This window comes from Parabacteroides sp. Marseille-P3160 (genome assembly GCF_900162725.1).
Classification (GTDB): Bacteria; Bacteroidota; Bacteroidia; order Bacteroidales; family Tannerellaceae; genus Marseille-P3160.
Genome location: NZ_LT799418.1, coordinates 3,733,407 through 3,754,615 on the forward strand (window position 1 = coordinate 3,733,407; position 21,209 = coordinate 3,754,615).

Below are 21,209 nucleotides of genomic sequence, written 5' to 3' on the forward strand. Positions count from 1 at the left end.
TTCCATAATTATTTAGAATTTAACCTGAAGGCCCAACGTATACGTACGAACCACCGGATAGAATCGTTCTGTATCCCAGAATTTTTCTGTTCCTTGATCCCAGCCGGTAATATTAACTTCAGGATTCATACCGCTATATCCTGTTATCGTAGCAACATTACCTACTGTTCCATACAAACGGACGCTTTCAATTAATTTGGTATATTTCTTCATCGGTTGCGTGTAACCCAAGGTGATGGCGTCAATCTTTAAGAACGTTCCATCTTCCAAAAAATAATCACAGATTTGTTTCTCTCCCTTGATATTATCAAACTTCCCGTAAGCTGCTTTCAGAACATTTGTATTACCCTGTCCTTGTATACCAAAATACATATTGATAGTATTATATACGTCAAAATCAATCCAGCTCCGCAGGTTTATTCCCATATCCCAATTTTTATAAGTCAGGGTATGATTCCATCCGACTATTAACTGAGGCGTATAATTACCTATGTATTGTTTATCATTTTCGGTCTTGTCTTGTGCAGGTATTACTTCTCCATCTTTATTATAGAGCAGAAAACCTCCGTTCTCATCAAAACCGGCAAATTTCCAGATATAAAATGAACCGATCTTCGAACCCTCTTCTATACGGGCTGCGTCACCCGGAGAGCCCGGTGCGGGGAAACCGTTTCCATTATAATATGTATTATTCCCCCATAAAGTAAGAATTTTACCTGAATAGTGACTCAAATTCATATTGGTCGACCATGTAAAGTCTTTGGTACGAATAATATCTCCTCCGATTTCAAATTCCCAACCTTTGCTTTCCATGCTACCAATATTCTGCCATTGGGTGCTTTGGGTAAAAGGTGGTTGAGAAACCTTAACACTATAAATCAGGTTGTCTATTTTCCGACGGAAGAGATCAAATTTTCCATAAAGGCGATTATCAAAGAAAGAATAATCAAGTCCTAAGTTCCATTCCTTCTTTTCTTCCCAACCTAAATTTTGATTTACATTCTGCGTTTTTCCGTAAGAATAAGCCCATTCGCCGCTAGGAAGCATCCAATAGGTATCAGAGCCCAACATATTGGCCATATAGGAGGCATCAAAATCATTATTTCCCGTCACACCATAACCGAAACGGACTTTCAGGTCATTCACCCAGTCTACATTTTTCAGGAAATTTTCGTTTGAAATACGCCAACCTCCTGAAAGAGACCAGAAATCAGCCCAACGTTTATCTTCGGCAAATTTGGAGGAACCTTCGTGGCGTATAGATGCAGCTAACATATATTTATCCTGATAAGAATAGTTGACACGTCCAAAGAAAGAAAATAAACGCTCTGTAATATCTTTGCTTGAACCCATAGAAGCCTTTCCATCACTCAGATAAGAACCTTTCCCGATATCCCAGTATTTAATTCCGTCTACAGCAAAATTATAATTGGTCATATTGAAGCCTTCGCCGTTCTTTTCAAAATAAGAATAACCGGCAACGGCGTTCAAAGTATGTCCTCCGTTAAATTCCTTGATATAAGAAAAGTATCCTTCCGACGTCAGATTCTCTGTTTTACTGAAATTTAAATAAGCACTTCCCTTACGCGAATTTTCCAATTCATCACGATGGTATTTTGAATTATACGTATGAAGCTCCCATTGCCTGTTCTCATAACCGAAAACCTGTTGATATGAAAGTCCTGAAATTGGTTTTATGTTTAATTTTAAATTGACTTCCGGCTTAAACCATTTATCTAACCCGTAATAATCACTTAGCATCGCATCCGCAACCACATTATAATCAAGCGATTCATTCAACCATACATTGTAACCGGTTTCACTTTCGGGATCATAAGGCGAGCGAGTCGGATTGTTACGCAATGCTTGTTGGAAATTGGGGAAATGGTTATTACGTGCTGCCTGGCGGTAATCAACGCCCGGACGAACTTCCAACCAATCATCCAACAATTTGAAACTGGCATTGAAACGGCCTCCGTAGTCCTGACGTGCATCCTGCAAGGCAATACCTTCATTATTTTCATAGAAAAATGAAGTATAAAGTTGCGTCTTTTCCGTTCCCATTTCCAAGGCTATATGATGTTTCTGGGAGAAATTGTCATGATTGATTAATTCATCCCACCAATCCACATCCGAACCGTAATCAGTACTAATCCCATGTTCTACATACTCGCGCCCTGAAAGCATTTCCGGCGCATTATAGTTTTGTTTTTTTGTAAGTTCTGTACTATAGGTCATTCGAACTTTTCCATTTGTGTTCGAACCGCTCTTCGTTGTTATTAAAATCACCCCCGAAGCAGCCCGGGTTCCATAAATAGCACCGGCAGAAGCATCTTTCAATACATCAATCGATTGGATGTCATCTTGCGTAAGCGAACGGATATCGCCGCCGGGAAAACCGTCGATCACAATCAGGGGCGCTTTACCAGCATTAATGGAAGTCATACCACGTAATTGAAAAGTTGTTCCTGCATTCGCACTCCCCAGATTGCTCATAATCAAACCGCCGATTTTGCCTTGTAAAGCAGTCGAGATATCCGAACCGCCAACTCCAACCATCATATCTTCCGCCTTTATGGATGTAATTGCACTGGTTACCTGTTTTTTATCCAATGACCCATAACCAATCACAACAACCTCCCCTAATGTCTCCGCGTTTTCCTTTAGTTGGACAGTGAAGGATGCCTCATCGCCAACGACAATTTCCTGTGTAATATAACCTACGTATGAGACGACCAATGTAGCTCCTGACTGTACGTCTTGGAGTATGGCTTTTCCGTCCAGGTCTGTCACATTCCCATTCGTAGTACCTTTTACCGTCACATTAGCTCCGATCAAAGGTCCGTGGTCATCCGTAATGAAAACTGTAATTGTCTGTTTTTTTTGTGTAGTGGATTGTTTCTCTTTCACGGAATTTATTTCACCGTTTGGAGAGGCAGCCGATAAAACATCGCTGAAACAGAACAAGAAAATTCCTAAAGCGAAAATAGATGCTTTAGAAAATAATTTGTTTCGATATAAATTCATAATATGCTGATTTATTGTATAGTAAAGATTTAACACATTTAATAATGTTCAATTGATAGTATTTGTTCTATCAAAATATTCTGTTTTTCATTCACTTCTTATTTTATCTGGCCACCTCCTTTCGATTAATTGATAAAACGCCTAATATTCTAATGAATCTCAAAGCTTAACAATAACAAAGGGTGCATCTTCTTTCACCCATCTTTTCGATTGCTTAAAAAGAACTCCAGATAAGTAAAAAGAAAACACACCCTTTAAAGGGGTGCATTCATCTTTTCGCCTTTCTCTGTTTGCTTAAAATTGGTCGTTTTTAGTCTTGAGAAATGCAGACGAAGCATTATAATATTCTTATTTCATTTTTACATATTCATCTTCCTTTTATTTAATATAAATACAAAAAAGGTGCGTACCTCCGCTTTCTTGTAAGACTGAGGTACGACCAAGTAACCCGCAAACAACAAGAAAAGCAAAAGGAACACACCCCTATACGGAATGTATTGACTTTGTTTTCTCTCTGTTTGCTTACAATTGGTCGTTTTCAGCCTAGAGATCTAACTGCAATATTATTTTTCAATTTACTAACCTGTATATTCCATCCAGGTTAGAGTCTTACAAATATACAGAATTATTATAGAATCGACATTCTCTTCCCTCCCAAATAATAAATTTATATTTTCCTATTTTATAGACTGCCGGATCTCCTGCAAAACGGCAAGCCGCGTTGTTTGCCCGGGAGTGGCCGTTTCCAGAGGAAGGCTGCTTCGCTGGCGCCATTCCCGCAGGGTGGCGGCATCGATCGGTTCCTGCAACTTGGCCTCCCAAGCGGGGAGATAACCCCGGAGTCCCATAAACTGGACGAGCGGGAAGTTGGGATTCAAATTGTCTACATCCTTGAAATAAATCAGCGTAGCTTTTTGTTGAACCAAAATATCCTGCAGTTGGGTGATATCGATGTTCTGCACCTTCACCTGTTCGTCGATCGCTAAGGAAGAGGCGATGCCTGCAGCTTGTCCGATGGCCATCCAGCAAGGCTCCATACGGAGGGTGGAGAAACCGATATGCGAACCGGAAACCGGAACGGGAAACAAGAGATTATCGACTTCTTTCGGCACCATCACTCCGTAGGGCACAGTATAGACAGCCGACGGATAACTGAGGAAACCATCCAGATGAACGCGGCCGGATTCGCGTTTGCGAACGGCATGTGAATCCAATGCATAGTGACTGGCTGTGATGCTTGCCTGATAAACCGGCGGACGTCCGCCGATAAAGGCCGGGATAGCATCATTGGCCGTAAAGAAGAAAACGCCTTCGAAACGGCGGCCTTCACGCACATAAACCTGTCGGGGAAAATTCCCGTTGTCCGTATATTCATCTTTTGCCAGCCCCCACTCCTTGGCCGCCTTGCGAAAATGAGGTGGAAGCTCCGGATCGTTCTGTGCAAACCAGAACAATCCTTCGGTATATTCGCGCAAGCGTTGGGCGAAACGATCCCTCCACTCCCAGGAAGAGGTCGGCCACGGCCAGTTTTCTTCCGGCAAATCAGTGGAAAGGAAAACGGCGTGTTGGTTATTGGCGTCCGTCTTCCGGTTCGGGACATGTACGATATTGGTTATCTTGGCAATCCCCCAGACGTCGCCGGGTATTTCAGACGGATGGCCGGCCTTGATGCGCCGGCGGTTTTCTTCCATCATCGCCGGCGTAACCTGTTGCATGGCCGACTGCGCATGGCGTCCCGCCCAGACATCTTCAACGAGGGATATATATTCGTTCCGGTTGTAATTGGCCGGTTTCACAAAATCCTTCCGGTTCTTCGGGTCGTTTGTCAGACAAAGGCGGTAGTTATAAGACTGTACGGCGTTGTCGCCCTGAAAAGTGCTGCCGGCGCCTTCCGGGCCTCCCCAATACTTATAAATCCGTCCGGCCCCAACCTCCTTGAACTCGTCATAGCCTTCCCGTCCAACACGAAAAGGGACTTTCGCCGCAGCTGTCAGATCGCCTTCATAGGTGGCGTCGATAAAGATATCCCCCGTATATTCTTCCGTCGCGCCGGTTGTCCGGTTCAGGATACGGATTTTCTCGATCCGGTTATTGCGAAGGACAATGTTCGTATCTTCCGAATCGAATTGGCGCATCTTCAGCACAGTAATTTTATCGGAATGTTCCGCCAACATTTCGCCAAAAACCTTTGCACCGACCGAAGGTTCGAAATGATAGCCGTCACTGCAAACCTTAACTTGTTCGGAGCCGGCCCCGTAGGTATCGATATAATGCTGTTTCACCCGGTCTACGAACTCACGGAACAGGCCGGTGGTTGCCGAACGGGTCGCAATGTCCGTAGCGCCTAATCCGTTTGCCGGAAGTCCGCCAACATGTTCCGTACGTTCGAGAATAACGGAAGTCTTTCCTAACTTCGCGGCAGATATGGCCGTCATAATACCTCCCGGATTGCCGCCGACAATCACCAGATTATGCCGTTCCTGTCCCCAGGCAAATCCTGCCGCCAAAAAACAAAGAATAAAAAAAGTAATGTTTTTCATTGTGTTATATTTAAGTATTATTTTTCAACTAACGTTTATACGGTTCGTTTACAAGTCAAGACGCATCCTTTCCGGACTCATTGCCCTCCTTGATCCGGTATTGCTCCATCCTCAACTTAAATAATTCGGCATTCGTAGGCGGAGTATAAGTAATCGCATTCGCCCCCGCCTGAATCGTCTCTAAAATAAGCTCTTCCGTGGGGCCCCCGGTTGCAATGATCGGTAGTTCCGGGTATCGCTCCCGGATTTTCCGTACGATGAAGGCCGTTTTCTTTGCCCCGCTCACATTGACGATGGAGGCTCCGGCCCGCAATTTCTCCTCTACGTCGGCATATTCGGAGACGACCGTAACAACTACGGGAATATCAATATATTGGCTTACCTGCTGAATCGTATCAAAAGAGGCCGGAGCATTGAGCACGACCGCAAACACTCCTTGGAACTCCGCATGCAAAGCGATATTTGCCGAACGCAAGCCATTGGTCAATCCTCCTCCGACACCACATAACACCGGTATATTGGCAGCCTCCGTAATGGCCTTTGTTATCCCCAACTGAGGGGTAAAAGGATAAACGGCGATTACGGCATCGGCGTCCGTATTCATAATTATGGCGATATCCGTAGAGAAAATTAACGACTTAATATGTTTGCCGAATAATTTTATGCCGGATGCCTGTTCTCTAATTATTGCAGGAACTTTTATAATATCTTTCCGCAAGTTGGATGTAATTTCAGGGATATACATAATGAATCTATTTTTGCGACGAATATATCGATTTTTCAGATTCATCCTATCTTTCCCCGATATTCTTTATTGATTTTTAAACTAATAGTTATTGGTCTATTAATGAGAGTATTCCATTAAGATTTCATTCCCATTTTTCATTCATTTTATTCATTTACTAATCTGCACTTCCAGAATCTGTTTATCTTTCAGCAATTGCTGTTGCAATGCCGGATAATCGATATCCTGAACGGCTTTCTTCCCATCGATAGCGAGGCAGGCTGCCGTTGCCGCCGATTGCCCCAACACCATGAAGACCGGCTCCATTCGAATGGAACCAAACGCAATATGGGTAGAGCTTACGCATATCGGAACCAGGAGATTGGTACATTCTTCTTTTTTAGGAACGATTGCCCGATAACTGATCGGATAGGGAGACGGAACGCCGGCTTCCACATTTCCTTCGTTTTGAACAAACCCGTTTACATCCACATAGCGTTGCACATGATGCGAATCCATTCCATAAGCGCCCATTCCGACGGGATCGTTCGCAACCTCAATCCGCTCACAATTTTTTTGAGTCATCACATAATTGCTGAGCATCCGCCGCGCTTCCCGGATATAAAGTTGCCCTTGCCACCCGTTGCTTTCTTTCTCATATTCATCCTTACAAGTACCCCATCGCGATACTTCATCCCTCACTTTTTGCGGAATACGGGGATGATAGGCGAGCGACCACATCAACCCTTGCTGGTAATCTCGGTGGGCTTGAATCATCTGCTCCCGCTCCTTATAACTTGCTTCGGGATAAGTATGGTTTTGCCCTATGAAATCGGTAGAAAAACCTCTCGCATTATTCGTATCCGTCTTGCGATTCGGCATGGGGGAATTTATCCACGGAATGGAAGTTTCTCCGGCTTCATAGTTTCTGAAAAGCAATTCATAATTCAATTCATCATAGTTATCCGGTTTTTTAAAAGGAATCCGGTTATCGGGATGATCGGTAAGAGTCATACGGAAGCAATAGGCCTGTATTCCTTTATCCCCTTCTCCGTCTACCCCCGGAGCGCCTTTAATCAGATAGGGTAATAATCCGCTTTCCGGATCCCCCTTTATGATATAAGGGTCCACACGGTTCACAAAATTATGGTTATGTCCGTTTCTTGAAAGCGTCCATGTAAGCGTCCGGTTTATTTTATTTGCTTGTACCCCGTTCAATGTCTCTCCATATTCGCTGTTTGATTCACGGCCTATGCGATAAGAAACGCCGGCAGCCGCCATTAAGTCACCTTCATATGTCGCGTCGATGAATATTTTCCCTGTATAACCGGAGCCACTTTCCATCTTGATGGAAATAATCTTACCTTCTTTCACGGTTACCCCCTTCTCACGATCCAGTCTTTCCCCGTATACAAGATCGATTTTCTCATGGGATAGCATTTGTTTGTAAACCGTTAAGGCGGCAGAAGGCTCAAAAGTCCACATCGTTTCTTCTTCTTTCCCGGTACGTGTTTGTCCTTCATCCATATAATCCTCCCGTTTTTGCCATTTCCAATTACTGGGATTATCATAGTATTCCCTGACATTCTGGTAGAACTCCCTTGAAATACCTCCGATGACTTGCTTATTGCCGATATCGGTCTGCCCCAGGCCACCTGTTGTCAATCCGCCAATGCGCCGGGTCGGTTCAATCAGCACTACGGATTTACCCATCCGGGAAGTTTGGATAGCCGAAGCTATGCCGGCCGATGTTCCTCCGTAAATCACCACATCATATGTTTTGCTTTTTTGGGCAAAAATGCCGGAAAAATAAAGAAAGAAAAGGATACTCGTTAGATAAAATTTCATGGTATATTGTTTTTAAATTCAATCAATTGGTTCTCGGAATCATAAATATTGAGCAATTACATGATTATTCCCAATGTATTCGATATAATAGTCATTCTCCCTGACATTAAAGAAGAAATACCACTTTGTATTTTTGTTTTTCCGGCAACCGATATAGTACAAATTATCCCCATACTTAGAAAAGTATCCGGGGGCTTTCTTCTTCGGCATGGTGCCAATGGAACTTTCAACTTCGTGCACCAATTCTTCTACATACATTTTTGCTTGCTCCTTGAAGCCGAAGTAATTATTCACATAGAGTATTTCCACCAAATCACTTAAATACAGTACTGCTTTCTGAGAAAAAAATACATTATTCATTGTTTATCCGGAAATCGATCTATCTGGGTATGCACAGCCTTTATAAACTCATCTGCGGTTAAATAAGGTTCTTCTACCCTTGTTTTCCTAACAAGCTCAATCACCTCGTTTGTTCCCCTTTGAGTAATAATAACCCTTTCTTTTGCTGATAAATCGAAGTACTTTTTCAGATTTTCCCTAAATTCCGATTGACTAACTATAATCATAACGCGTTGTTTATAATTGTTTGTTATCCCAAAGATACGGAAAAACACGAATAGTACTATTAATTGTACAAATAAAGTCGATCTAATATATTAAATTATATGATTCCATTTCATTTGCTTTTTTTGTAAGTTTAAGCTAAAGGGAGGGAAGAGGCCCGAAGCCCTCTTCCCTTTAAGTTCTTACTCATAATTTGGATTTTGCGTCAAATTCGGATTCGTTTTTCTTTCGATATAAGGTATGGGCCAAAGATAGTCCCTAACCGGATTAAAGACGCGTTTGTCTACGGTACGCATAGATGTATTCGGATCATTCGTATCGGAAGCGATGGGTATTCCGGCTGCTTCATAATCGGGAGTACCCCATTTATCTATGACAGGAGCTTTCGACGGATAAGACTTTTGCATCCTTCCCAGCAAAAATCCGTTCATGACCTTCTCTGCAATCTTCCATCGTCTTATATCGGAAAGTCTTTGACCTTCTCCTGATAACTCATGCCTACGTTCTCTTGCTATTGCATAAAACAGCTCGTCGGGATTAGTCTCTGTGATAGCGGGCATACCGGCGCGGGTTCTGATTTTATTCAAAGCGGCATAAACGGAAGCATCTGCCTGACCCGCCTTGATTTTAGCCTCTGCATAAATCAACAGCACTTCGGCATAACGAATAACTATAATATTATTATCACAGTTATTGACGTCTCCATAGTTTTTATCATTCACATACTTCCGCCAGTTTATTCCGCTAAACGAAGCGTAAGCATTCAGAGCGTCCTGATTGTCCACGCGAGTGTTGGTATGATAATTCCAGCATTTAATGCTATCCCTATGCGTCTCGAACTGAAAACCCTGAAAGATACAGCCCGGCTCCTTTGTCCAATCGGAATAACCGGAAGAGGGCAATGCAAAAGTCCAAGCCAGTCGGGGGTCTCTGTTATCCCAAGGCTTAGCCGGATTATAGAGAGGCGATTTGTCAATAGCAAGACCATCAAGGCATTCATAGGAATCGACTAACTGATAAGACGGTATTTTGTTGGCATGGCCGCCACCGTTTCTGCCGCCAAACAGCCTGAATATGGGATGTACTTTTTGGCCGAACAAATACTGTATGGAGAAGAGGATTTCTTTGGAATCCTGCCCTTCATAAGTAAACAGATTAGAAAAGCTCGGATCGAGAATCACATCAGAACCTTCTAATTTCATTACTTCGGAAGCAGCCGCAATAGCCACATCCCACTTCTCATTGTATAAAGCTGTCCTTGCTTTCAATGCAAGCGCGGCCTGTTTGGTAGGACGTCCCGAAGTCGGTTTGTTAGCCGTAGTAAGAACAGCCGCCGCTTCGTCATAATCCTTAAAAATCTGATTTAACACATCAGCCTTGGGCGAGCGTCCGATATTGGCATCAGCAAGGGTGAGTGATTCCAAAACTAAAGGAACGTCCCCCCACATTTCAACCAGATACGAATAATAGTAAGCCCTCAGGAATTGCGCTTGCGCTTTAGCATAAGAAAGAACATCGGCACTTACGGTACCTTCTACCTTAGCCATATTATTAATCAAATAGTTGCATCTGGCAATGCCGCTATAACATGTCTTCCAGATTGTTTCCACAAAAGAGCTTTTGGCGTCGTTTGCACCCTGCGACAGTTTTTGCACGTCACTGGTGTTCCTGTCCCAACCGTTATCCGACAATTCCTCGAAAGCCAGATAGAAAGGCATGCCTTCCAAGTCTGTCCATAAGTCGGTGTAACAGCCTACAACGGCCATGTTAATTTCGGTTTCGTTTGCCAGGAATGTTTTATCGGAAGGCGAATCCAAAGGTGTCTTTTCCAAAAAATCACTACACGAGGCAAATAATAATATGCTTATAAAAATAAAATACTTGTTCATAATTTTCAAAGCTAAAAGTTGATATTAAAATCTCAAATCGATGCCAATCGTAGTTGTACGCATGATAGGATAGAAATTGCCATATCCGGTTAACACAGGAGATTCGACGTCGAAATATTTCCAGAATTTGGAAATGGTAAACACATTATCGGTACTTACATAAAATCTCAAATTGGAAATACCTGCTTTGGATGTAATTTTATTGGGAACCGTATAACCGAGCTGAACGTTCTTCAAACGAAGATAAGCGGCATCTTTAATCCAGAAGGATGAATTTTGCTGGTTGTTACTGTTGTTGAAAGCCAATCGCGGGAACTTGGCGTCGCGGTTTTCGGGCGTCCAGTAATCTTTGCCTATTTCGGGCATTGAACCTCCTTCATAAAAAGAGCCTATCGAATGCCCCCAGACATAACCGTCGGCTTTCCCGACGCCTTGAAAAAGGATGTTCAGGTCTATGCCTTTATATTCGGCGAAAAGGCTCATTCCGAAAGTATAACGCGGAATGGTGTTACCCATAATCACGCAATCGGAAGTATTGATAACGCCGTCGCCTGCGTCCGGAATCCCATCGCCGTCGGTATCAACCGTCAGTTGGTCCTTGTACTTGATATCGCCGGGACCGAAATTACCAATCTGGGTAGCTCCCAAGTATTTGCCGTTGCTATCGTAATCTTCGGGAACAATATAACCGTCAGCTTCGTATCCGTAAAGCGAATACATGGGATAGCCTTCACGATTGACAGTAAGCCCTGTTTCATTAATTCCTTTCAGGTCAAGTATTTTGTTCCTGACGTCCGAAAGATTAAACATGGCGCTGAAATTTAAGTCGCCAAACTTGTCATTATAGGTTAATCCTATTTCCCAGCCTTTGTTTTCAAGCTTTCCCGCATTCTGTGCAGGAGCCGACAATCCTATAATCAGCGGAATATTAAGATTCAGCAGAATATCGTTAGTAACTCTATAATAGTAATCGGCATAAAAGGAGAATTTATTGAATAAACTGAGGTCCAGGCCGATATTAGTCATAGTGGTTGTTTCCCAGCTTATCAAAGAATTCGCCATTGTTGTGATAGCGGCTCCTGATGTTATATTCTTGTCAAATATATAATTTGTGCCTAAATTCACAACCGATTGAGCCGGATAATAACCGTTCAGCGTGTTTTGATTTCCTAACTGTCCCCATGATGCGCGGATTTTCAGGTTGTCCACTGTCTCTTTTATACCACTCCAGAATGCTTCTTCGCTGATACGCCATGCGCCGGATACCGACGGGAAAGCTCCCCATCTATGCCCTTCGGCAAATCTGGAAGAACCATCATATCGTAAATTTACTTCAAACAAATATTTACCCAAGAAATCATAGTTCAGACGTCCGAATACCGACTGCAAAGCATAGTCGGAAGCCGAACCGCTCGACTTTTGATTATCGCTTCCTCCGGCATTCAAGACCGGATAATCGGGAAATGGAAATACTTCCCTGTAACTTGTGTGCCATTTGTTCCAGAATGTCTCCTGCTGATAGCCGGCCATCACCTTTATGTTGTGCGTCTCGGCAATAGATTTATTGTATGTTGCACTTGCAACCGCCATATTTCGGAGACTTCTGTTTGTATTTTCGCTAAGCGTTGATTTTGACTGCGTCTGGGGGTCGGGAGTACCGTCGTTAAGATATAGTTGTACCCGTTTATCCCAGTTAGTGGTATGCCCTTCCCAGTAATTTAATGCGTACTGCCCCTTGATTTCCAAATCTTTGATAGGATTATAGACAGCAATAAGATTTATGATACCCGAAGGATTCGCGTTTTTCAGGGTGCCTCCATCCTTATAATAGGCAACAGGATTAATGCCTTGCCAACCCGGACCGTAACGTCCGTCGGCCAGATAGGCTGCCTGATTGGCTGGTATTCGTCCTACCCAGTTATAACCTGTTCCAAGTTTGGAAGGTTCTACGGCGTCCGAGTAAACAAGCGCTATATCTGTCCTGATGTTAAGTTTAGGCAATACCTTGTAATCCGTATTCGACCGGAGAGTATATCTCTTGAAGTTCGTATTTTCGGTAATACCGTTCTGCGAAAGATATCCCACTTGCGTTAGCGACTTAAGTTCTTTGGTGCCAAGGCTGACGGTGAGAAAGTGGTTTGTTAAAAGGCCATTGTTAGTAGCGGTCGCATCGAACCAATCCACATCGGGATAGTTGGGGTCGCCTCGCTGAACGCCGGCTTCATATTCCTGGATATATTCATCGGAATATTCGGGCGTCATGCCTACGGCGCGCTTTGCAATCGAAATATACTTCATAAAATCAACGGCGCCTACATATTTGGGTACATTGGTAGGTTTGCCCTTCGCTAGGTATCCGTTATAGGATACATATGCCTTGCCGTCTTCCGCGCGCTTGGTCGTAATGAGGATTACCCCGTTAGCCGCACGGCTACCATAGATAGCTGCCGATGCTGCATCTTTCAGTACCGAAATGGATTCAATGCTTTTCGGATCGATGGAGTTGATATTTGATTCAACGCCGTCGATGAGTACTAATACATCGTTGTTTCCCAAAGTGGTTTTACCACGAACACTTATTACTCCACCGTCACCGCCGGGCTTACCGCTTCGTTGCGTTACGGTTACGCCGGGCACCAAGCCTTGCAAAGCCAGTGAAGTCGACGCTACCGTACGTTTTTCCATTTCGGGTAACGAGACTGTGGATACGGCTCCGGTAAGGTTTGCTTTCTTCTGCGTCCCATATCCCACAACGACTACGTCCTCCAACGACTGTGTATCTTCCTGAAGCGTCACAGAAAAGCTATTACGGTTTCCAACTTTGATTTCCTGGGTAAGATAACCAATAAAAGAGACTTGTAACGTAGCATTTGCCGGAACATTATTTAAAGTGAAGCCTCCGTTTAAATCGGAGATCATCCCGATTGTTGTACCCTTGACCACCACATTAGCTCCAATAATCGGTTCTCCGTTCTTATCGGTTATGAGTCCGGTCAGGGTCCGGTTCTGCTGTGTTGAAGAGGGGGAAGTGACAGACAGATGATTCCCTTTGGTTAAAATAACTTGGTCCCCTTCAATTTCATACTTAATCCCCTTCTTCCCCAAAACTGCGTTCAATACATTATTTATTGTTTGGTTCTGCTCTTTCACTGAAATCTTCTCTTTATCATTGATTTCAGTATTGTTGTACATAAATGTATAGGGGTAGTTCTTCTCAATATACGAGAAGAAGTCTTTCAAACTAATATTATTCAGGTTAACATTGATGCGCTGCATATTATTATCTGCTTGCACATTCATTAGCAATGAGAATAACACAAAAGATAGTAATAATACCTTTTTATGCATAATAAATAAGATTTAATGTTAGATGATTTTTTCTTTTTATCTATGTTTGTAATTCTAAACAGCAAAAATCACAAATGACTTACCGTCCTATTTAAGGCGGCAAACAATTGCAGATGGTTTAATTTGGTGTTTAGCGATAAAAAGCATGAGGAATGGCCGTTCTTCGTGCTTTTTTTGGGATGGTTTTCTTTATCTCAACCGGATGCTCACCTCCTTTCCTTCTATTTTATATGTTATGGGAGTCATCTTGTTTATCAGATCCAATAACTCCCTCAAAGATTCTGTTTTCACGACAAATGTATAGCGCAAGTCGGACCGGGCATTTCCAAGCTCGATGTCCACGCCATACCAACGTTCCAACTTTTTAACCACTTCATAGATATCATTATTATATATTTTCAGGATGTTGTTCGTCCAGAGTTTGGTTATTTCGGCATCATCGGCTATCACACGACATCCCAAGTCCGATTTGGAAACCTGCACCATCTGGTTCGGCCGGAGATCGGCCAATACCATCCCGTTCTTTTGATTGATGAGTGAAATGCTGCCCTTTTCAAGCGACACCTCGATGTCCGGATCGGATTCGTAAGCCGAAACATTAAAACTGGTGCCGTGCACCTGTACATTAACGCCGCCCGATTGAACGATAAAGGCTTTCCGCGGATCTTTTGTTACTTCGAAAAAGGCTTCCCCCTGCAAGCTGACGACACGTTCTCCGGAACGGGCATAATAGGTCAGCGCGGATCCGGAATTCAACCATACTCTGGAGGAATCGGGAAGCGTTAACATGGCCTTCTCACCCAAAGGGGCATAAGCCGTAAATTGCATCGCCGGATGATCTCCGCGATTAAACAGGAACGACAGTTCCACTCCCAGAAGCAAGGCAATGCACGCGGCAAGGCTAATGTACTTAACCAAAATCTTCCGGGTATACAGGGCGGCCGGAGCCTGATAGTCGATTGCTTCTCCAATCCTGGACCATACGCGTTCCCGGTCGGGCGCAGGGAGTACAGGGTCCTCCGCCAGATATTTCCATTCTTTTTTCAGGGAGTTGAAAATAGCCTGATGATCAGGATTGCGGTTAATCCATTCTTCTACCGCTGCCTTTTCCGACGGACTACAGTTGCCTTTCAGATAACCGGCTATTTCTTCATATGGAATTTTCATATTTTTTCCTCTTTTATATCTTAGACCCACAAGCAAGAAAATACCCTGAAAAGATTTTACTTTTGTTTGGAGAAAAGGCTTATGTTGCATAACACAAAGCCTCCCGGCGATTGGGTGTTTTAAGGCATCAAAAAATTACAGTCAACTCTAATTATGATTTATGACAAAATGAGTCAACGTGATTTATAACTAAATAATAAACAAGTCAACCAACTTACAAGTTAGAGAAAATGTAGTCAACAAAATCATTAAACCACACCGATTCTGTATTCCCATGTACTCAATGTATTATTTTATCTTGGTGGGCCTGGTGGCTCACCATGATGGGCCACCAGGCCTACCAAGGTGTGCCTGCAGGCACACCATGATGTAATAAAAAAACGAGTACGGTGAAACAGAGAAAACTCACTTATCCATTTGTTGGCGGAGTCTCCCCACTCCGTCGTGTTGGAAGAAGATGTGTCAAAAGCCCATTGTGGGGTGTGTAGGGGTGAATTGAATTAGCCCGTATCATGGAATTATATATATAATACGTTGATTTTTATTAAATTGTATAGGAGTGGGCGAATGCAATTCGCCCCTACGGAATTCCCTTCATTTTGACACACCCTCCTATTCTTAAAAAGGATAATCATTGCGAGGCAGGAGCCTCGCTTTTATCACCGACGGAAGCTGGAGCTTCCGCCGAACATAACTGAAGTTTAAGTGTTTGTTCTGATGTACCGTCAGCAGACACTACGTTCAGTGAAGAATGATAGAGAGTATAAATCTGCATGAAAATCAGTGCAGGGAGGTGACGCCTTCCTGCTATCGGGCGGAAAAAGCAAAACAAAGGAGACCCATCAGAGAGATAAGCAGAGACAACAGAGGCCTATCTGAATAGCTGTCCCATAGTTGGATGTGATATAAGCGCGGATTCGCTTCAAGGCGATAGACATCTGTGTTTCTACCGTTTTCACCGAAATATGGCAATAATCGGCAATTTGCTGGTAAGTGAGTTTTTTTTCCTTGTTCAGGATAAAGATTTCTTTGCATCGTTCCGGCAGAAGATCGACGGCCTTGCCCAGTATGATGGAAAACTCCTCCAAATCATAACAGTCCGCACCCGCTTCCGCCGCTTCCTTCTCCCTCACCCATTCCGCAAGCGATAGGGTATGATTCTCTGTATTCCGCAAGTAGTTTAGCATGCGGTTACGGGCAGCATTATAAAGATAAGTTTTCAGATACCGGATTTCCACATAGTCCCTGTTTTCCCAAAGATTGATAAAAATATCCTGCACCACATCCTCGATCGCAGCGGCGTCTCTCGTATAAAAAGATAGGAATTCACATACCGGATCAAAATACAACTCGTATATTACCCGAAAGGAAGAGACATCAATCACGGATATCGATCTTTGTGAACTCATAGATAGTATTATTTCAAAAGCAAATATAGTTTTTTTAGATAATATATATCATATTATGAATCTTTTTCTCCGGGCTTTATATAACGGCTTTTTCCATAAATTCAACAGTCGGTTCCGGTATTCTCGTGTATCCCATTGCCCAATCCATTATCCCCTTATGAGGTAAGTACTTTTTATTCACTCCCTATCAACACAAAGGTAGTAAATGTTTATATAAACAAAAACAAATTCATTTATTTTCATACCTTTGCAGACCGGATAGTCGGGTTTGTACCAGATTGTTCTTCATATGATTTGTGCTGCCTCTGCATGCGGAGGATCGCTTGGAGAATGCAATGGAACCTTAAAAGAAGAAAACTCAAAAGCTGAAGATAAATGCAAAAATTAATAGCTTATCCCCTTTCCATTATCTATTACCTGCTGTTAGGAGCGACCCTGGTTATTTTCCATCCTATACAATGGCTGTGCTTCAACCTGTTCGGCTATATGGCGCATAAAAGAAGCGTTGATGCATTATGCTTTTTTTTGGTGGCCAACACGTATGTTCTGGGGACAAGATATAAAATCAATAATTTAAATAATCTTCCGACCGGCGTACCTTTAGTCATCGCGGCCAATCATCAAAGCTTTTATGACATCACGAGCATTGGGTGGTTTATGCGGAAAGTACATCCGAAATTTGTCAGCAAGATTGAATTGGGCAGAGGTATTCCCAGCATTTCATATAATCTGAATCATGGGGGCTCCGTACTTATCGACAGGAAAGATCCGAAACAAGCACTATCCGCCATAAAGAAAATGGCCAGCTACATCGAGACAAACAAACGGGCGACCGTCATCTTTCCCGAAGGTACGAGAAGCAAGACAGGCAAGCCTATTCCCTTCGCTAATAACGGATTGAAGATCCTTTGCAAATATGCGCCTTCCGCCTATGTGGTTCCCGTAACCATCAACAATTCATGGAAAATGACAAGATGGGGTTCTTTTCCCTTAGGCATCGGGAATAAACTTGAATTCACGATCCATACTCCTATCTCTGTTAAAGATACACCTTTTCCCGAACTTTTCGAAAAGACGGAACAAGCCGTAGTTCAGGCGGTCATTTAACACGTCCGGCCTGTACATCGGCCAAGACCCTTAAAAAATTACCGCCCCAGATTTTGGCAATCTCCTCTTTGTTATAACCCCTTTCTATCAGTTTAACAGTGATATTGACCATATCGTTTGCTCCGCGAAGGCCGATAAGCCCCCCGCCACCGTCAAAGTCAGAGCCGATACCCACATGGTCGATCCCCATCAACTTTACGGCATAATCAAGGTGATCCATAAACTGATCCAGGTTTGCTTCCTTTATGTTTTCCGAAATAAACTCATCGACAGGACAAAGTTGCATCACGCCTCCCTTCTCCGCCAAAGCCGTCATCTGCCGATCCGTAAGGTTGCGATCATGATCGCATAAGGCCCGTACCGAAGAATGGGTAACGACCACCGGCATTTTGCTTGCTTTCAGGACAGCCCAGAAGGTATTTTCATGGGCGTGGGATAAGTCGATAATCATTCCCAGGCGGTTCATTTCCCGTACGACTTTACGCCCGAATGGGCTCAATCCTCCCCATTCCGGAATGGAATCGCTTGATGAATCGCAGATGTCATTATTCCGGGTATGGCATAAGGTCATGTAATCAACGCCTTTATCCCTGAATTTCTTCAGGTTGCCGATCGTTTTTCCTATGCCGTAGCCGTTTTCGATGCCGATAAAAACCGCCTTTTTCCCCTCTTCCTTGAGACGTGCAAGATCTTCGCCGGTAACGGCCAGGTCACATAAATCCTTGTTGCGTCCGACCTGAGTGTAAATCGAATCGATAATCGTTTCGACATGCCTTACGGCCTTTTCCAGAGAGGCATCATCCCGTTTCCCCTGCCCGATATAGGCAGCCAGGAAGATCCCATCGAGGCGCCCCTCCTCCATTTTCGGCAAGTTCACCTGGTTCTTTTCCCGTTTACTGAAATCATAACCGGTAATGTGGATAAAGTTCAAAGGAGTATCGGAATGGGTATCCAATGCTAATATATGCCTATGTATTTCCTTTGCTTTCTTATACAAAGCGGCGCGCTTTACGATCTGCTGATAGATTTGCAACATGGAAGTATCCTTATCGACTAACGATTCCGGATGCCACTGGACTCCGCATATTGCCCGGTTGGGATAGGCCTCGATAGCTTCCACAATGCCATCGGTCGATTTCGCGGCAATGCGGAAAAGCGGAGCAACCTCTTTCACCGCCTGATGATGATAGGAATTAACCCGGAGGGAATCTCTTCCGAGGATCGTTCCCAACATCGTACCTTTTACAATTGATACGGAATGGGAGGCTTGCTGCATGGGGACGGTTTGCCTGTGATGAACACTCGTGTCCCCGACCTGCGTCGGAAGATCCTGGTATAAAGAACCTCCGAAAGCGACATTGACCAACTGGGCGCCCCTGCAAATGCCCAATATGGGAATATTGCGATTACCGGCCATCCTGATCAGCATCAGATCAAAGACATCCCGAAGCGAATCGATCTCTACTGTTTCATTCCATTTCCCTTCGTTATAGAACGAAGGAGCCACATCACTTCCGCCCGTCATCACCAAGCCGTCGATCTGTTCCAGCAGTCGACGGATAGCTTCGCCGTCGGCAATTACCGGAATCACGAGTGGAATACCTCCGGCCTTTTCGACCGCCTGGATATAGGAACCGGAGACGGTAGAACCTCCGTCGGTACGTGGTGTGCCTGAAATACCGATCACCGGCCCGGACACCGTCCGAAGATCAGCAAAGCGGCCGTCAACCAGACGATCCAAACCGGCCATATCCGTCACCTGCCCCGAAAGGACATCAGGCATAAAAAACAAGAGGCAAAAGAATGCAATAAAAAATAAATTCTTCATCATACAGAAGTTTTTCAGATTATATAAAGGATTAGTTGACTATTTTTTCAATCCACCTCTTCCCTTCGGTCAGGCGGGTAACCAATACCGAAGTCATAATATTTCCCGTTGAATTAAGCAATGTTGCCGGCACATCGATGATGGTCGTGATGACCATGAGCGTTCCCACCATTTGAGGTGAAAATCCGAAGACCGAACAAATGAGCAGTTCACCGGTCATCCCTCCGCTCGGGATCGCCCCGATTACGATTCCGACCAGCAAGGCGACTCCGATAATCATCAGGAATGAATCGACTCCCGTCATTTCACGTCCGAAGATTGTAAAGAGGAAAGCGATTTTCAAGACTCCGCCGATTATCGATCCATCCTTGTGCAGATTTGTTCCCAGTGGAATCACCGTTTCGGCAATACCGAGCGGTACTCCCATCTTATGTGTGGCGGCAATATTCACTGGTATGCAAGCGGCGCTCGACGAAGTGGCTATCGCCGTAAGGGCGGGAGTCAGGATATTCGACCAGAAAGCGACAAAAGCCTTCTTGCCTCCGGCCAGAAACAAATACAGGGAATTCAATCCGAAGAAACTGATGAATGCCAACACCAAATATAAAACGAATGCATTCGCATACCCGTGGAGCAATTGTCCTCCCAATTGCCCTATGGTATCGGCAAAATAACACCCCAAACCGACAGGCGCCGCATACATGATAATCGTTATCATCTTCAAGACGACCTGAGTCGCCGAATTAAGAAAGCAGGCTACAATCTTACCCTTCTTTCCGGCAGAAACGACTCCCAGTCCCAATAGAATGGAAAACAGGATAAGAGGAAGTAAATGTGTTTTTGTGAAAAGCAAGGGAAAGTCCGATACGGTAAACGTATTTACCAGCAACTCGGCAGACGAAAGATGCTGTACTTCGACAGATTGCACAGCGGATAAGCCGGAGATGATTTCCGAACGGTCAATTTTATCGAGCGGATTATAGAATAGCGTAAGAAAGTAAGCAAGCCCGGCAACAATAATCGAAGTAACTAAAAACACAAGAACAATATTACCTGTCACCTTACCGACTTTCTCGCTCTGCTTCATATTGCAAATGGCGGATGAAACACTAAACAAAACGAGCGGGACAATAAGAACGAACATCAGGTTGAGAAACAAATCCCCTACCGGTTTTACAATCGAGGCGTCTTCCTTAAAAATAATCCCACAAACTCCACCTATCACAATTCCCGCCAATAAGCAAAAAGTGAAAGCATAATTTTTCAATATATTCATTTTGATGAGCAAAACGTTTGTTTCGACAAAAGTACACTTTCTTTTCAAAATATTTGTATTTTGAAAAATAGTCTTGCGGTAAGTTAACTTTCCATGCCGATATCCTTTGTTTTTTTAGTGCCTGTTTAAAATTTCCACATTTTTTTCTAAAGATTAGTTCGTTATTGGTTTAGCCTTTTTTTGAATTTGCTCCGTTTGTTCAGCTCAAATAACCCGCTATTATCGCTTCGTAAACGAATCAACTACCCTAAAAACAGAACGAAACAAATTAACGAGCAAAATTTAAACAAGTTCTTATCTTTTTCCCTACTTTTGTAATTTTTTAATATTGCAGAATACTATTTTACATATTTACATATTTTTTACGAGAAAAACAATTAAGAATTATTTTCATACAACTATGACCAATATGCATCGGGAGATCAATGGAGTGAGACGATTTATCATGAGGTTTTTAACAAGCAAAATCAGCCATTGCGTCT

The 21,209-nt window shown here is 43.5% G+C and carries 13 protein-coding genes; 1 reads left to right on the plus strand and 12 read right to left on the minus strand.

From position 1 onward, the window contains the following. Positions 1-12: 12 nt before the first annotated feature. From BQ8014_RS15045 to BQ8014_RS15090, 10 genes are all read right to left on the minus strand, one after another. A complete protein-coding gene (locus BQ8014_RS15045; protein WP_080905065.1) occupies positions 13-3,027 on the minus strand; it encodes a SusC/RagA family TonB-linked outer membrane protein in 3,015 nt (1,004 codons plus the stop codon). Positions 3,028-3,704: 677 nt separating this feature from the next. Next, a complete protein-coding gene (locus BQ8014_RS15050; protein ID WP_080905066.1) occupies positions 3,705-5,567 on the minus strand; it encodes an FAD-dependent oxidoreductase in 1,863 nt (620 codons plus the stop codon). A 55-nt stretch (positions 5,568-5,622) separates the two neighbouring features. After that, complete coding sequence (locus tag BQ8014_RS15055; RefSeq protein ID WP_080905067.1) at positions 5,623-6,312, minus strand: hydrolase; 690 nt, start codon at positions 6,310-6,312, stop codon at positions 5,623-5,625. 150 nt (positions 6,313-6,462) lie between these two features. After that, positions 6,463-8,139, minus strand: coding sequence for an FAD-dependent oxidoreductase (locus BQ8014_RS15060; RefSeq protein ID WP_080905068.1), 1,677 nt, complete (start codon positions 8,137-8,139; stop codon positions 6,463-6,465). 39 nt (positions 8,140-8,178) lie between these two features. Then, entirely contained in the window at positions 8,179-8,499 is a 321-nt protein-coding gene (locus BQ8014_RS15065) for a hypothetical protein (RefSeq protein ID WP_080905069.1), read from the minus strand. Further along, a complete protein-coding gene (locus tag BQ8014_RS15070) occupies positions 8,496-8,705 on the minus strand; it encodes a type II toxin-antitoxin system Phd/YefM family antitoxin (protein ID WP_080905070.1) in 210 nt (69 codons plus the stop codon). Before BQ8014_RS15070 ends, BQ8014_RS15065 begins: the two co-directional genes overlap by 4 nt. A 180-nt stretch (positions 8,706-8,885) precedes the next feature. Further along, the gene (locus BQ8014_RS15075; protein ID WP_080905071.1) at positions 8,886-10,592 is read right to left on the minus strand and encodes a RagB/SusD family nutrient uptake outer membrane protein; all 1,707 of its coding nucleotides are present in this window, start codon (positions 10,590-10,592) and stop codon (positions 8,886-8,888) included. A 24-nt stretch (positions 10,593-10,616) separates the two neighbouring features. Beyond that, the gene (locus tag BQ8014_RS15080; RefSeq protein WP_080905072.1) at positions 10,617-13,940 is read right to left on the minus strand and encodes a SusC/RagA family TonB-linked outer membrane protein; all 3,324 of its coding nucleotides are present in this window, start codon (positions 13,938-13,940) and stop codon (positions 10,617-10,619) included. Positions 13,941-14,129: 189 nt separating this feature from the next. Further along, positions 14,130-15,107, minus strand: a complete 978-nt coding sequence (locus tag BQ8014_RS15085; protein ID WP_160150101.1) for a FecR domain-containing protein — start codon at positions 15,105-15,107, stop codon at positions 14,130-14,132. An 842-nt stretch (positions 15,108-15,949) separates the two neighbouring features. Beyond that, positions 15,950-16,516, minus strand: a complete 567-nt coding sequence (locus tag BQ8014_RS15090; protein ID WP_080905074.1) for an RNA polymerase sigma-70 factor — start codon at positions 16,514-16,516, stop codon at positions 15,950-15,952. Between the two features lie 375 nt (positions 16,517-16,891). Between BQ8014_RS15090 and BQ8014_RS15095 the strand changes: the two genes are divergently transcribed. Next, positions 16,892-17,623: a lysophospholipid acyltransferase family protein gene (locus tag BQ8014_RS15095; protein WP_080905075.1), complete on the plus strand. Its 732-nt coding sequence runs from the start codon at positions 16,892-16,894 to the stop codon at positions 17,621-17,623. Here BQ8014_RS15095 and BQ8014_RS15100 read toward each other — a convergent pair. Both BQ8014_RS15100 and BQ8014_RS15105 read right to left on the minus strand, forming a co-directional pair. Beyond that, complete coding sequence (locus BQ8014_RS15100) at positions 17,616-19,454, minus strand: membrane dipeptidase (RefSeq protein WP_234998060.1); 1,839 nt, start codon at positions 19,452-19,454, stop codon at positions 17,616-17,618. The genes BQ8014_RS15095 and BQ8014_RS15100 overlap by 8 nt on opposite strands. A 28-nt stretch (positions 19,455-19,482) precedes the next feature. After that, entirely contained in the window at positions 19,483-20,727 is a 1,245-nt protein-coding gene (locus tag BQ8014_RS15105; protein ID WP_080905076.1) for a dicarboxylate/amino acid:cation symporter, read from the minus strand. Between the last annotated feature and the right edge of the window lie 482 nt (positions 20,728-21,209).

Bases quoted from the DNA above. Each gene is read 5' to 3' on its own strand.
- BQ8014_RS15045 (WP_080905065.1), bottom strand. From the start codon at position 3,027: ATGAATTTATATCGAAACAAATTATTTTCTAAAGCATCTATTTTCGCT.
- BQ8014_RS15050 (WP_080905066.1), bottom strand. From the start codon at position 5,567: ATGAAAAACATTACTTTTTTTATTCTTTGTTTTTTGGCGGCAGGATTT.
- BQ8014_RS15055 (WP_080905067.1), bottom strand. From the start codon at position 6,312: ATGTATATCCCTGAAATTACATCCAACTTGCGGAAAGATATTATAAAA.
- BQ8014_RS15060 (WP_080905068.1), bottom strand. From the start codon at position 8,139: ATGAAATTTTATCTAACGAGTATCCTTTTCTTTCTTTATTTTTCCGGC.
- BQ8014_RS15065 (WP_080905069.1), bottom strand. From the start codon at position 8,499: ATGAATAATGTATTTTTTTCTCAGAAAGCAGTACTGTATTTAAGTGAT.
- BQ8014_RS15070 (WP_080905070.1), bottom strand. From the start codon at position 8,705: ATGATTATAGTTAGTCAATCGGAATTTAGGGAAAATCTGAAAAAGTAC.
- BQ8014_RS15075 (WP_080905071.1), bottom strand. From the start codon at position 10,592: ATGAACAAGTATTTTATTTTTATAAGCATATTATTATTTGCCTCGTGT.
- BQ8014_RS15080 (WP_080905072.1), bottom strand. From the start codon at position 13,940: ATGCATAAAAAGGTATTATTACTATCTTTTGTGTTATTCTCATTGCTA.
- BQ8014_RS15085 (WP_160150101.1), bottom strand. From the start codon at position 15,107: ATGAAAATTCCATATGAAGAAATAGCCGGTTATCTGAAAGGCAACTGT.
- BQ8014_RS15090 (WP_080905074.1), bottom strand. From the start codon at position 16,516: ATGAGTTCACAAAGATCGATATCCGTGATTGATGTCTCTTCCTTTCGG.
- BQ8014_RS15095 (WP_080905075.1), top strand. From the start codon at position 16,892: ATGCAAAAATTAATAGCTTATCCCCTTTCCATTATCTATTACCTGCTG.
- BQ8014_RS15100 (WP_234998060.1), bottom strand. From the start codon at position 19,454: ATGATGAAGAATTTATTTTTTATTGCATTCTTTTGCCTCTTGTTTTTT.
- BQ8014_RS15105 (WP_080905076.1), bottom strand. From the start codon at position 20,727: ATGAATATATTGAAAAATTATGCTTTCACTTTTTGCTTATTGGCGGGA.